The sequence below is a fragment of the Rivularia sp. PCC 7116 genome (assembly GCF_000316665.1).
In the GTDB taxonomy this organism is placed as follows: Bacteria; Cyanobacteriota; Cyanobacteriia; order Cyanobacteriales; family Nostocaceae; genus Rivularia.
Map to the genome: position 1 here is coordinate 438,794 of NC_019678.1, position 13,842 is coordinate 452,635.

Consider the following 13,842-nt stretch of genomic DNA (forward strand, 5'->3'; position numbering starts at 1 on the left):
TAGAGGATGAAAATATATGGTGATATGGCGAAGCTAAAAGAAATTACAATTCCGTTGTTTTGGAATGCGAGAGATGTAAAAATGTTCAATTCTCTAAGTTTATTGCCCCCAAGCGATATTCTTGCACAGTTTAAAAGGAAAATTATGGGAAATATCTCACGTCGGCTGTTTGCACTGCTTTTAGCATTAGTTTTTTGTTGGGAGTTTTTACCGGCAGCTGCATCTGCTCAAACTCCATCTGGGGAAACTTCGATTCAACCTTATTTAGATCGGGTTACTGAAAATTTGACGGAGTTTAAGCTAGATAATGGCATGAAGTTCATTGTTCTAAGACGACAAAAAGCTCCTGTAGTTTCTTTTCTTACTTATGCTGATGTCGGTGGTGTAGACGAACCAGAAGGTAAAACCGGTGTTGCACACTTTTTAGAGCATTTAGCTTTTAAAGGTACTGACAGAATTGGTACAAAAAATTACGCTAAAGAAACAAGGTTGCTCGATCGATTAGATAAATTAGCAGCCCAAATTCAACAAGCTTCTTCAGCAGAACAAAAAGATAAAGTTGCTCAACTAAAAGCTCGGTTTAAAAAGATAGAAGAGCAAGCTCGCCAAACGGTAAAGCAAAATGAGTTGGGTAGAATTGTCGAACAAGCTGGGGGTGTGGGCTTAAATGCTACGACTTCTACCGAAGCGACTAAATATTTTTACAGCTTTCCTTCTAATAAATTAGAACTTTGGATGTCTCTGGAGTCGGAGCGTTTTCTTAATCCCGAGTTGCGACGCGAATTTTATAAGGAAAAAGATGTAATTCTTGAAGAAAGACGGATGCGGGTAGATAATTCACCCATTGGACAGATGATTGAAAAGTTTAACGACACGGCTTTTCAAAAGCATCCTTATAAACGCCCGGTGATTGGTTACGACAAAGATATCCGTAACTTGACAACCGAAGATGTACAGCAATTTTTCGATACATACTACGTTCCCAGCAATATTACGGTTGCTGTAGTTGGAGATGTCCAACCTGCTGAAGTCAAAAAACTAGCGGAAGCTTATTTTGGACGTTATGAAGCTAAACCCAAACCAGAACAGGAACTCGCAGTAGAACCAAAACAAACTCAAGAAAAAGAATTTACCTTAAATTTACCTTCTCAACCTTGGTATTTAGAAGGTTATCACCGTCCAAGTATTAACGATCCAGATAATGCAGTTTATGACATTATTAGCGGTTTGCTTAGCGACGGACGTACTTCGCGACTGTATAAATCTTTGGTAGAAAAGCAACAATTAGCACTAGCAGCGCAGGGATTTAGCGGTTTCCCAGGAGATAAATATCCCAACTTAATGCTTTTCTATGCTTTGACTGCACCGGGACGTAGTGTTGATGAGGTAGCTAAAGCGCTGCGAGAGCAAATTGAAGCATTAAAAACACAGCCAGTTTCCGTGAAAGAATTAGAAAGGGTAAAAACTAATGCCCGTGCGGGTTTGTTACGTTCCCTAGATTCTAATATGGGGATGGCGCAGCAGTTATTAGAATACGAAGTCAAAACTGGTTCCTGGAAGAATTTGTTTGAAAAGTTAGAAAAAATTGAAGCCGTAACCGCTCAAGATGTGATGCGCGTCGCAAAAGAGACTTTTGTGGCAGAAAATCGCACCGTCGGAAAATTATTGCCGAAGAAGCCCGGTAGTTAAGAGATGGGGAAATAAGGAGATGGGGAGATAAGGAAATAAATTTAAGCTCCTCACTCCTAATTCCCAATGCCCAATGCCCAATGCCCCATTCCCAATTCCCAATTAGGAGAGAGAATGAAGATTAAAAGAATAAGGTACAACAAAAAAGTGAAAAGATTGCTTTACTCGTTACTGGTTTGTTTGGCTTTTGTACTGGTAAGTTTTGACTTTTCTGGTGCAATGGCACAGCAAGTAACGGCACAAGTTAAGTATACGCCCAAGCATTATACTGACTTGAAATTCGAGCCGGTAGGTGAAATCAAGTTGCCCGAATACGAACGGTACCAACTTGATAACGGCATGATAGTTTATTTAATGGAAAATCATGAGCTGCCGTTGGTTAATGGTAGAGCGATAATTCATACTGGTTCACGGTTTGAGCCTGCTGACGAGGTTGGTTTGGCTCAGCTGACGGGTGGAGTAATGCGTACTGGAGGTACTGTGCAACATCCTCCCGACGAACTTAACCAAATGTTGGAACAAAGAGCGGCTTCGGTAGAAACTAGTATTGGGGATACTTCTGGTAATGCTGGTTTTGCAGCGCTCAGCGAAGACTTGGATACGGTTTTCGGGTTATTCGCCGAAGTATTGCAACAACCAGCTTTCGCGCAAAACCAGCTAGAGCTAGCAAAAACACAGACGAAGGGTAGTATTGCCCGTCGTAACGATAGCCCCGATGACATTGCCCGCCGCGAGTTCAAAAAGCTGATTTACGGTGAAAATAGCCCTTATGCTCGCATCCCAGAATATGCATCGCTCAATAATATTACTCGCGAGGATTTAGTCAAGTTCTACCAAAAGTATTATTATCCCAATAATATGATTCTGGGTATTGAAGGAGATTTCGATTCTGCTAAAATGAAATCTTTGATTGAGAAAACATTCGGCAGTTGGAAAGCTAACCCTAACTTCAAAAAACCACAATTACCACAAGTTTCTCAAGCTAAAACCGGCGGAGTCTTTTTTGTCAATCAACCCCAGTTAACCCAAAGTAACGTACTTATCGGACATATTGGCGGCAAATTCGCCAGCCCCGACTATCCCGAATTGGATGTGATGAATGGGGTAATGAATGGATTCGGTGGAAGATTGTTCAATGAAGTGCGATCGCGCCAAGGTTTAGCATACTCAGTATACGGTTACTGGAGTCCCCGTTTCGATTATCCCGGAATGTTTATTTCTGGCGGACAAACACGTAGTGATGCTACAGTACAGTTCATCAAAGCTGTAGAGGAAGAAATCAAGCGGATTCAAACCCAACCCGTAACCCCTCAAGAATTAGCATTTGCGAAAGAGTCTACGTTAAATTCTTTTGTCTTCAATTTCCAAGATCCTGCTCAGACTTTATCGCGTTTGATGCGCTACGAGTATTACGGTTATCCTAAAGATTTCTTGTTTACCTATCAAAAGCAGGTTGAAAATACTACGGTAGAAGATGTGCAGCGAGTAGCAAAAGAACATCTCAAGCTTAGCGATTTAGTATTTTTGGTTGTAGGAAATCAAACCGCTATCAAGCCACCGCTTACAAAACTTGCATCCCAGATAACGCCTATAGATGTAACCATTCCCGGTACTCCTAAGCCGCAAGCGAGTCAATAGACATGTCTAGAAAAATTTAGAAACAAACAGCTAAATAAATAAATACCATCAAATTATCAACTCTCTTTGCTTCAGCGAGAGAGTTTTTTTATGGCGAATTTCACAATCTTGTGGAATGCACGCCTCGATGGCGTATTACATTCAAATACGCAATAGATAGAGCAGAGTTAAACAGATAAGGGTGTATTTCGTGTTTTATCAATGAAAACAGCTATATCGACAATATTTATTTATCAAAATTATACACGTAAACAAGAATATTTCACTAAATTAAGCCCATGTAAAGCTGTAACCATTTTTTTATATTGAAAATGTAATAGCAGTATAAACACTTAAGTATATACGCTTATTATGTTTTTTACTTATGTATTCCATAAACTCAAATGAATTACTTCACTGGGTTATATTTTTCACTCATAAAATAATAAAAGAATCGCAGATCTTATTGTATTTTGATTTACAAAAGCTCATATTAAATTAATTGAGCAGATTTGAATAAAAATTGTTTTTCAAAACTTAATTAATATCTATATGCTAGGGGACGAACAAGATTAATATTTATTATGTTAAAAAAATAATCATTTTTTCTATCAAGTTATAAAACTTATTTATATTAAGTGAAATTAATAAATATCGCAAAAATTTTAGTTGCTTTAGCTATATATTTATTGTTAAAATCATAGTAAGTCAATCGAGAACAATTAAGGTTGAGAAATTCCATGAATATTAATGATTTAGAAGTTTGTGAAGTTGTAGACTCTGGTAATCAAATTATCGGAGGTAAGCCTATAGCCTTTGCAGCAGGAAGGGCTAAAGCTAAACCAGGGAAAGCGAAGGCAGATGCAATAGCCGTAGGTGTTGGTGATAGTACTAGCGCTGCAACTTATACAGGCGCTAGTGCATCACCGAAGTTTGGTGCTGCTTATTACGGAGCTTTCGCCTCAGCCCAAAAAGGAACTAAGGTTTCTTATGACACTGCTTATGGCACAGATTACGCGGCAAAATCATACTAATAGTTAACAACAAAACAGTAACGTTTTTGGTTACTTAAATCTTGTCTAAATCACAATACAAAAGTATTGTAAAATCTTTACCAAAGCACTAGTTTTCAATTTGAATTATTTGCACGTACTATATCTTGGAAGAAATAAATGAATATTTGTCAAAGAATATAATTTAATTTTTGCAAAAGATAAATGTGTGAATAGATAAAACGGATAAATCAAGCATTTCAGAGCAATAATTAAGACTTGATATCCGCTTTGTCAAAATAAAACCAAGCATGGACATTTCTCAATCAAATACTTTTAAACCTTGGCTTAGTTTAAAGCCAAGGTTTTTTTTTATTTTTTAATCGCCTCTATTTGCTTACCTGTCTGGGATTCGCTAATTACTGGTATGTACTGAGAAATATAAATTTTATAGTGTATTCATAGTAACTTTACTTTATATGCTAATTTATACTTTAGTATTGTTACTTAAGTAGTTTTTTATAAGTATTTGGGTGTTTCGTAGCAAGTCTAAGGCTTTAACTGACTTGTAATTTTTATTTCTGTAAAAAATATTTTTACGGAAGCGACACGTAGTGTTTTGACTGAAAGGCACGAGGCAAAATTTCTTTCACAGAGGAGTTTATGAATGCTAATGCTTACCAGTCAGTAAAATTTATGGTGCAAATTTTTAAGAAAACGGTATGAATACAAAACACAAATTGATTCAAAAGTTGATTCTAGTTGCTGCTCCCGTCTTAGCCAGTTCAGTTTTAGCTATTTCACCAAGTAGAGCCGCGACTTTTGCCTTGTCTGCCGCAGAATTTGAATTTGAAAATTTTAGCCAATCCCCTTCGGGTGTTTTAGCTTCTACAGATACTGATACTTTTAGTTTCGAGGAAAATGGAGTTGCAGAGGCAACAGCCGAAGCAAATGCAATTTTTTTACAATCTACAGAAGGTGGAACTAACTTTAATTTCACTGAAGCGTTTGGTGAGAATCAAGAATATTTAGCTTTTGCGGAAAGTGAATCTGAATTGATAGGTAGTTTTGAAATAGAGGCAGATAACAGTTTTTCTTTTGACTTTGTAGCGAATTTAGACTTAGCGACATCGATTGATAATCCTCCTTCTGAAAATGCTAGGGCTGCTGGAGAAATATCTTTCTTTCTGTTTGATATTGACAACAACACCGTTTTAGATTCTTTCGATTTGATAGGAAATTTAACTACGGAAGGTGACAACGATTTTGTTGCACTGCAAGCAAGCGATAATGTAAATTTCAACCAGGAATCTGTTAATCCTAATTTTGGTGGATTGGAAGAATCTTTAGAAGCTTCTGTAGAAGGCTCCTATAAGCGTCTTTTTACTAGGAACACAAATTTGGCATTGGTTGAGTTTAAACAAAACAGAGTTTTGGTTCAAGCTCCCGAGCCTTCAGCAAGTCTGGCTTTGCTCGTATCTAGTGGCGTTATTGGAGTAATCATGAAACGCCGTCGTAAATAGCAAAAAAAAGACAGAATTTTTGCAATCATACCCTGCTCGCAGTCTTGAGCAAATTCATTGACTGCTTGCGGGTTATTCCTGATTAAAGTGTGAGGAATTTCTAAACAGGCAGTTTATCCATGTTCGTTGGAATTCTAGCCGCAATAGCAATTTGTCGCTACCAGAGAGACGAAACCTGATTCAAATCAAGCTTGTGATTAACTGAAGTTAGGATTATTTGACTCTACAGATAAATCTGAGATTGTTCCTTTAAAAGTCTGCTCCAAAATCATCGCTGTCTGAAGGATACTTATGGGTAACTACAATGGCGTTGTAAATATCAGACTTGTACTTTTTACCTTTCCAATAACCATCAGAATCAATATCCTTCCTATCAGAAACATACTTCCCGATACTAGAATGGTAGCTTGAGTTGCTATCTTCGCTATCAGATGGGTATTTTAAGGTATGAACTATATTCCTAGAATCCCTATACCCATATCTAATACCTCCTTGTATATCATCCATTTCTTTTTCGGATAATTCTGCAAGGTATCCTGCTTCTAAATAACGAGCTAAAAACGGCACGGATGACGACGAGTTTTTTTGCAATATTCTCTTTCTCGAACACAACATTAATCCTTCCGTGAATTCACCTTAATTATTCATCATCTCTAGCTACCGAACTACTTGAAGAACTGTAACTGCTAGAACTAGATGATGAGGAACTACTGCAACTTCCATTGTGTTGATTGACTGAAACGCTTTGGTGAATTTCCGTGCGATCGCCAACTGCTGCAGCTGCACTTTTCGCTTCAACAACAATTTTACCATCAGGGGATACAATCCATCTAGAGATAACTCGATAATTATTCATAACTATCTCAACTTTTATTCAACATAATTGCATCATTTTCATTTATCCCAAATATCATCTTAGTATTGCCCTTGCAGGCAAAGTATCGGATGAAAATCGAGAAAATTCCAAAAACAATAAGCTATTAAAAAGCCTTGTCTAAATCTTTTTAATAGCTTATTAAATTAAAACCAAGCAATGGACATTTCAGAGACTTGCATTTCAGAGACTTTAAACGGATGCAAATGCTTTTGCACTAGCTATTTTGCCTTTATAAGCATAGCTGCTTGATGCTTGAGAGTAAGCTTTACCATTACCCTTTGCTTTTGATACTACAACAGCGAAATCGCCTGTTGCATCATCATAGAAATAACTTGTTTTATAGCCATATTTAGTTAATGACTTCTCCGCAAGTTTAAATCCTGAATTTGCACTAGGAAAATAAAAATCGTCATAATAGCTAAAGTGAGGAGCGAGAGACTCAGAAATTGAAGCTCCTCCTCTTACTTTTTCACTATCATTAATGTCTGTTTTACAAAAGCTGAGGTCGGTAATTTTTAATCTGCTCATAAGACCAGACCTCCTGTTAAGATTTTTCTATCGCTGAAAACTCATAAATAGTTTTCAGCGATATTGTTGACAATCTGTCAATTTATAAAGACCATTAACTATCTATACAGTCAAATCCTCTTTATAAACAACCTTCTTTAAAGAACTACTTGCAGAAGGTTATGAAACTTGAAAGCGTTTATTAATACTTATAGTACTTCTTGTTCTTAGCAGCAGCGTAAGAACTGGACTCAGCAGCAGCGAATTCGCCAGCAACTGCTGTGGTGGAAGTATAGGTCTTTGCAGTAGCCTTGTCACCGAATGCAATCGCATCAGCATCAGCTTTAGCAACAGCCTTTTCATACTTCTTAGGCTTCTTGTAATATTTCTTGTAATCGTATTTGCCGCCGCCACCAATTACTTCGCTTCCTTCTACTACTGCAATTTGATTTAAATCAAAAATATTCATGAGATTCTCCTGGGAATTAAATTAACACATTTCTGGGAATTTTTGGAAGCGATACATCTCCTGTTCGCTTACATTTATAATATAGTTCTTATATTCAAAAAAAGCAAGCTTTTTTTTGTTTTCACTGATAATTATTTTTTATGCTTTTTGGATAAAAATGCAAAACTTTGCTTCTATTATTTATAGATCAAATTATTATTTATAAACGCCATGAATCAAGGCAGATAAGCTATTTGCCTTGTTAAAAATAATATTTATGTATTGAGTTTTGTAATTATTGTCAACAGAATTAATTGCTTAAATCAATTAATTATTGCTGAATCATTATATTTTTCTACAAATTCAAAAAATGAAACCTATATTTTATTTTCAGCCCTATTCACCTCTGTTTGAAATAAATTTGATTCTGCAAAAAAAAAATTAAATAACGCGACTTAAGCCTGCATTAACGAATCTGGAGATGCTTGGTTGTCGCTATTTGAATCAAGTGAAGTGGAAATTTCCATCTGTTGAATTTGTTGTTTTAACCAATCATCGAATAAATCCGTAATAATTTGTTCGCGTAACTCATCATTTAAATCAGGTTGAATAATTTCCTCAACCCAAATCAGATAAACACTTTTGTTAATGGTAATAGGTTTGATAACTTGTGGAGGTTTAGCAGCAAATACTGCTGCGGCAACTTCTGGACGAAAATCATTGCGCTGTTTAATCCCTTGGTATCCAGCCGCGCGGCGCGATTGCGGATTTGAGATATACTCGCGAGCAATTTCTGGGAAAGTTAATTCGTTTTCCTGAATTCCATAAAATAGCTCCAAAGCCAAATCATAGTCATCTAAAACAACCTCATAAGTAGCTGCAGCCATAAAATCAAATTGGTTTTGATAAAAAAAGGATTCGACTGTATCAGAAAATAGGTGATGAGCTACCTTGTCCCAAATTATATTGTTGTAGGCTAGTTCTTCAAACTCATTCAGAGCAAGATGATGTCTTTTCAGCCATGCCCAAGTATCAGTAGCTTTCACAAGTTTTTTCGCAAACCTTAATCTATCTCCTTCCTGCTGTAACTCATCTTCACTGACTGTGATGTCTGCTTGTTTAGCAATGTCGGCAATAATTTTCTTGATGGCTATCCCCTCAATGACATCAGGGACTTGGCAAGATATTTTCAAATAATGGATTATCTCTTGAGAAGATATAGATAAGATATTTTTCATAGTTCGTTATTGGGAATCGAGCATTGAGCATTGGGAATTGCTAATAGTCGAGAGTTATAAATCAGGAATGATGATGGGATGATGGAGTGATAGAAACAGAGTTATTCCCTTACCCCTTTATTTTTTGTCTTCTTTTCATCTCCTCTCCTCTCAACGAAGGGAGTATCCCTCTTTCTTAATTAAAGTTCTAAACCTCCTTTTTGCAGTTTCTTAAATGGATCTAAAAGAAAATCAATTACACGTCGCTGGCGGATAACTACTTCAGCATTAGCCGTTTGCCCAGGAGTTAAGGGAATGCGTCGAGAACCATTTTGTATATAAGGATTTTTAAGTGAAATTCTTAATTCATAACTTTCCGTACCTGCTGGAGCCTTCGGTTCAATTTTTGAATCTGGAGAAATCCAGCTAACTTTTCCTGGCAGAATTCCATATTCCTGAAAAGGATAGGCATCAAACTTAACTTTTACAGGCATCCCTTTTTTCAAAAAACCAGTTTCCTTAACCGGCATCTGAGCTTTGAGCACAAAACCCCCACCTTTAGGAGCAATTTTGGCAATTCTTTGTCCAGGTTGTAACACTTCTCCGGGTTTAGAAACAGGTAGCTCAAACACAATCCCATCAATGGGCGATCGCACTATGCGATTTTGCATCTGAATTTGTAGTGACGTTATCTCGCTTCTGGTTTGAGCAATTTGTGATTTTGTGGAATTGATTTGATTTTGCAATTCTTTAAGTTGCTGCTGAGTTTTTAGTAAAGCAAGTTTTCCAGCATCGACTGCACTTCTATAACTACTATTCTGCTCGGCTAACTGTAGTTTGGCTTGTTCAATATCAGATTTCAACTGATTCATAGTTGTCTGATAGCGATTTTGTTCTTCAGCTAAACGTAACTCAGCTTGTTTGATATCCGATTTGGCTTTATCGTAGACTCGTTTGCTTTCTTGTTGTTCCTTTCTAAGACTGTCAATTTGAGCTGCGGAGACAGCACCATCTTTCAAAAGCTTGCTATAGCGCTCGACTTGATTTTCATCTATATCTAAGCGCGCTTTCGCCGATTTACGTTCGTTAAGAAAAGTTTGAATCCGCTGCTCTGCTTGAGAGACTAATGCCTGCTTCTCTAAATTTTGCAAATTATAGGTACTTTGTTTAGCATTGAGATTTTGAGCCGCTTGATTAATCTGGGCTTTTTTCTCCTCAATTAAAGACTGGTTTTGTTGCTCTTGAGTACTAAGTGTTAAATCTACTTGTTTTTTTAGCAGATTCAACTGCGATACTTGTTTTTCTAAACCCGATAGTTTCTCTTTGGTTCGTTCCAATTCTGGTTTGACTGTACTGTTATCTAGTTCTACAAGAATTTGTCCGCTTCTGACTGTATCACCTTCTTTTACTTTGACGATATTCACTTTACCGCCAGTTATACTATCTAATTTACGAATTGCTCCTAAAGGTTCTATTCGCCCTCTTGCACTACCAGTTTCATCGATTGTAGAAACCATTGACCATGGTATACCAAAACCAACAAAACCAATTAAAACATAGAGTAAAGAACGAGTCCAAACTTTTGGTAAAGCATCTAGAAGTTCTTCCGTACCATAGAAATATTCTTCGGAATCTTCGACAATATCTTCGGATGATTTTTTGTCTGTATATTCTTTATTAGGAGGGGGAGTGTAAATTTGAGATTCATCCTTCCTCGCTAAAGAAGATGAATTATATTCTGTATAAGGCATGGTTATAAAAAGTTAGTTGTTAGTTGTTAGTTGTTAGTTGTTAGTTGTTAGTTGTTAGTTGTTGGTTGTTGGTTGTTAGTTGTTAGTTTTTAGCTGAGAATTAAAAATTGTCTTCAATATCTAATGGTTAACTTATCTATCCCGCCTGCGGTAATTGCTGCTGATTCAGATAGTAATAATGACCTTTCTTAGCAATTAACTCATCATGAGTGCCGCTTTCTACCAATAAACCTTTATCTAAAACTAGGATTAAATCGGCATTACGTACCGTAGACAAACGATGAGCAATGATTAAGCTAGTACGTCCTTTCAGAATAGTTTTTAAATTGTTTTGAATTACTCTTTCTGTTTCAGCATCCAAACTACTGGTTGCTTCGTCAAAAATTAGCAACTGGGGATTGCCTAACAAAGCACGGGCTATTACCAAACGTTGGCGTTGCCCTCCAGATAACATACCGCCGCCTTCACCGATTTGATTTTCGTAACCCATCGGCAACGCCTGTATAAATTCATCTGCTCCAGCCAAATGCGCCGCTTCGATGATTTCTTCAAGAGTTGCTTCTGGGTGAGCAATGCTAATATTCTCTCGGATAGTTCCACCAAATAAAAAATTATCTTGATCTACTACACCTATCTGTCTGCGAAGAGATTTTAACGAGATTTTAGCAACATCATGACCGTCAACGAGAACTTTACCATCCGATGGAGGATATAAACCCAAAATTAATTTTGATAGCGTAGTTTTTCCAGAGCCGCTACGCCCTACTATTGCTACCATTTGCTCTGGCTGGATCTCAAAGTTCAAATTTTCTAGTACATTACTATCGCTTTCTGAGTGATAACGAAATGTGACATTTTCAAAACGAATGTGTCCGTCTAGCTTAAATATATGTCTGCGGGAAGATGCGAGTAAATCTTCTTCTGGTTCCGCTTGCAACACATCGTTAATGCGTTCGGTAGAAATCATAATTTCTTGAAATTCATTCCATACTCCTGAAAGCCGTTTAAAAGGACTAATTACATTACCCATCAACATGTTGAAGGCAATTAATTGTCCAATAGTCAACTGATTATTAATTACTAAATAAGCACCATACCAAAGTAATGCCGTACTCATGACGGTATCGATACTGCCACTAATAATTTGCAAGCGAGTACCAATAATCTGCGCTCGGAAGCTTTTCTTAATCAAATCATTTAACAGTTCTTCCCAACGCCAGCGCACAGTATGCTCAATCGCCATACTTCGCACCGAACGAATACCTGTGAGCGATTGAATCAAATAGCTATCTTGCTCCACTCCAGCGTTGAAAATCTCTCTAGACATTCGCCGTAAAATACTTGTACTTGCAAAAGCCAAGATAAAAAACGGTGGCACAATCAACAGCGATAACAATGTCATCTGCCAGTTGTACCAAAACATGACGGCTAGATAAACAACTATGGTAATTAAATCTAAAAGTATGGAAAGCGTTTCGCCAGTTAGAAAACTCTGAATCTTTTCATTTTCCTCAATTCGGGAAGTTATATCACCTACAAAGCGCGACTCAAAATAAGACAGAGGCAAGCTAAAAGTATGTTTCAGAAACCCTACCAGCATGGCAACACTAATGCGGTTAGCTGTATGAAATAGCAAATATTCCCGCACGGCGTTAACCAAAATACTAAAGAAACCAAAGATTAAAAGTCCCAAACCAATGGCGTTTAGAGTCGATATGCTGCCTTGAACAATTACTCTGTCTAGTAAAAGTTGTGTAAATAGCGGTGTTATTAATCCAAAAATTTGCAGCAATATTGAAGCCATGAAGACTTCAAGTAGTACCCAGTAATGGGGTTTAACTAATTCATAAAATCTCCAAACACCTGTTGCCTCTTCTTTGACTTTGTTGATACCTATGGTAGGTTGCAACAACAATGCATAACCAGTCCACTTATCATTAAACTCGCCGTAAGTTAATCTGCGCTGCCCAATAGCGGGATCGCAAACTATAACGTGCTTGTGAGCGATCTCATACACGACAATGTAATGTTTGCCTTCCCAATGGACAATTGCCGGTAAAGATTGTTGTGCCAACTTATCAAAGCTGGCTTGCACGGGTTTGCTTGCGAAACCTATACTTTCAGCAGCAGCAGCCAAACTTTTTAAAGATGCACCACTCCGGTTGACATTGGCAATATTCCGCACCTGATTGACAGCTAATTTTTTACCCCAATGTCTGCCAATCATTACCAAACAAGCACAGCCGCAGTCAGACGCACTTTGCTGAGCGTAAAAAGGATATTGTTTGCTAAAGCGTTGCCATAAATGTATAGCCTTAGTTTTAGGGCTAGGAAAGAAAGGTTTTGCCTTTTGCTTTTGGGGTGCCCGAGAAGGGAATGGAATAATTTTACTATCGCTAGCACGCCCCTCGGCTTTGGGAAATTCCTTATTAGCTTGTCTGCGAGGGGGAGCTTCTTTAGGCAAGAATTCTTCTGAAGGATTTATCCAAGCTGCCAATTCTTTCCACTCATCAACAGCTAATGCCAAGTTCGAGCTTTTAAGACTATAGGCGATAGTCGGTTGAGTCACTTCCCATCTACCATCGATCTCTGTATAAATATTTCCTGGAGATAATGTTTGGTTGGAGACATTTTTTAATTCACCCTGCCGCAGCAGCAGCAGTTTATTATCTGTAAATAGTTGAAGATTATTTTCTCCAACTTCGATACTATATCGTTCAAATAAACATAAAGCTTTGAATATTTTCTCTGTGGAAGAACTGCGCGACAATTGAAACTTGCGATCGCACAGCAGCAATAGATCCCAGTATTCCGCTCGTCTCCAGAATCGCTGCCGGATTTGCGGATACCTTTCCATTAAGTCGTGTATTGTTTCAAGGCTGATAAAGCCAAGCTTCAAAGAAGTTGAAGCTCTCGCAGCGCAAGGAATAAAGTTTTGTTCGCTGAATAAACTTTGTTCTCCAAAAGATGCACCTGATGACAAAGTTGCAATTAAATTATCCGAATCATCAAGAAGTCTAACTTTACCCGCAAGTACTATAAAAATACCGGGCTTGGCTTCCAATAACTGCCAAAACAACTTTGTGACTTTTGGTTCAACAATTTCTAATCCCTTTAAACAGCTTTGTATCTCTTGCCTGGTAAGATTTTCACCAAAGGTAGCGATAATATTTTCGTATAGCTGCTCTTGGGAAATTACATTCTGCATTATTCCCACCACT

At 37.5% G+C, this 13,842-nt stretch carries 11 protein-coding genes; 4 read left to right on the top strand and 7 right to left on the bottom strand.

The window, feature by feature from the left end:
* Window positions 1-144: 144 nt before the first annotated feature.
* From RIV7116_RS01725 to RIV7116_RS01740, 4 genes are all read left to right on the top strand, one after another.
* Window positions 145-1,689: a pitrilysin family protein gene (locus RIV7116_RS01725; protein WP_044291400.1), complete on the top strand. Its 1,545-nt coding sequence runs from the start codon at window positions 145-147 to the stop codon at window positions 1,687-1,689.
* Window positions 1,690-1,803: 114 nt separating this feature from the next.
* On the top strand, window positions 1,804-3,327 hold the full coding sequence (locus RIV7116_RS01730; RefSeq protein WP_015116538.1) for a pitrilysin family protein: 1,524 nt from the start codon (window positions 1,804-1,806) through the stop codon (window positions 3,325-3,327).
* A 719-nt stretch (window positions 3,328-4,046) separates the two neighbouring features.
* Complete coding sequence (locus RIV7116_RS01735; protein WP_015116539.1) at window positions 4,047-4,340, top strand: hypothetical protein; 294 nt, start codon at window positions 4,047-4,049, stop codon at window positions 4,338-4,340.
* Between the two features lie 680 nt (window positions 4,341-5,020).
* Window positions 5,021-5,821 (top strand): PEP-CTERM sorting domain-containing protein, encoded by an 801-nt coding sequence (locus RIV7116_RS01740; RefSeq protein WP_015116540.1) that lies wholly within the window; start codon window positions 5,021-5,023, stop codon window positions 5,819-5,821.
* 249 nt (window positions 5,822-6,070) lie between these two features.
* Here the strand turns inward: RIV7116_RS01740 and RIV7116_RS01745 are convergent, their stop codons facing one another.
* From RIV7116_RS01745 to RIV7116_RS01775, 7 genes are all read right to left on the bottom strand, one after another.
* Complete coding sequence (locus RIV7116_RS01745; protein ID WP_232435758.1) at window positions 6,071-6,412, bottom strand: microviridin/marinostatin family tricyclic proteinase inhibitor; 342 nt, start codon at window positions 6,410-6,412, stop codon at window positions 6,071-6,073.
* 49 nt (window positions 6,413-6,461) lie between these two features.
* The gene (locus tag RIV7116_RS01750) at window positions 6,462-6,677 is read right to left on the bottom strand and encodes a hypothetical protein (RefSeq protein WP_015116542.1); all 216 of its coding nucleotides are present in this window, start codon (window positions 6,675-6,677) and stop codon (window positions 6,462-6,464) included.
* Window positions 6,678-6,887: 210 nt separating this feature from the next.
* The gene (locus RIV7116_RS01755; RefSeq protein WP_015116543.1) at window positions 6,888-7,226 is read right to left on the bottom strand and encodes a hypothetical protein; all 339 of its coding nucleotides are present in this window, start codon (window positions 7,224-7,226) and stop codon (window positions 6,888-6,890) included.
* A gap of 181 nt (window positions 7,227-7,407) precedes the next feature.
* Window positions 7,408-7,674 (bottom strand): hypothetical protein, encoded by a 267-nt coding sequence (locus RIV7116_RS01760; protein ID WP_015116544.1) that lies wholly within the window; start codon window positions 7,672-7,674, stop codon window positions 7,408-7,410.
* A gap of 434 nt (window positions 7,675-8,108) precedes the next feature.
* Entirely contained in the window at window positions 8,109-8,891 is a 783-nt protein-coding gene (locus RIV7116_RS01765) for a peptidylprolyl isomerase (RefSeq protein ID WP_015116545.1), read from the bottom strand.
* Between the two features lie 179 nt (window positions 8,892-9,070).
* Entirely contained in the window at window positions 9,071-10,621 is a 1,551-nt protein-coding gene (locus tag RIV7116_RS01770; RefSeq protein ID WP_015116546.1) for an HlyD family efflux transporter periplasmic adaptor subunit, read from the bottom strand.
* A 136-nt stretch (window positions 10,622-10,757) separates the two neighbouring features.
* Entirely contained in the window at window positions 10,758-13,829 is a 3,072-nt protein-coding gene (locus RIV7116_RS01775) for a peptidase domain-containing ABC transporter (protein ID WP_015116547.1), read from the bottom strand.
* Window positions 13,830-13,842 lie beyond the last annotated feature (13 nt).

Coding starts and splice junctions, on each gene's coding strand:
- RIV7116_RS01725 (WP_044291400.1), top strand. CDS start 145: ATGGGAAATATCTCACGTCGGCTGTTTGCACTGCTTTTAGCATTAGTT.
- RIV7116_RS01730 (WP_015116538.1), top strand. CDS start 1,804: ATGAAGATTAAAAGAATAAGGTACAACAAAAAAGTGAAAAGATTGCTT.
- RIV7116_RS01735 (WP_015116539.1), top strand. CDS start 4,047: ATGAATATTAATGATTTAGAAGTTTGTGAAGTTGTAGACTCTGGTAAT.
- RIV7116_RS01740 (WP_015116540.1), top strand. CDS start 5,021: ATGAATACAAAACACAAATTGATTCAAAAGTTGATTCTAGTTGCTGCT.
- RIV7116_RS01750 (WP_015116542.1), bottom strand. CDS start 6,677: ATGAATAATTATCGAGTTATCTCTAGATGGATTGTATCCCCTGATGGT.
- RIV7116_RS01755 (WP_015116543.1), bottom strand. CDS start 7,226: ATGAGCAGATTAAAAATTACCGACCTCAGCTTTTGTAAAACAGACATT.
- RIV7116_RS01760 (WP_015116544.1), bottom strand. CDS start 7,674: ATGAATATTTTTGATTTAAATCAAATTGCAGTAGTAGAAGGAAGCGAA.
- RIV7116_RS01765 (WP_015116545.1), bottom strand. CDS start 8,891: ATGAAAAATATCTTATCTATATCTTCTCAAGAGATAATCCATTATTTG.
- RIV7116_RS01770 (WP_015116546.1), bottom strand. CDS start 10,621: ATGCCTTATACAGAATATAATTCATCTTCTTTAGCGAGGAAGGATGAA.
- RIV7116_RS01775 (WP_015116547.1), bottom strand. CDS start 13,829: ATGCAGAATGTAATTTCCCAAGAGCAGCTATACGAAAATATTATCGCT.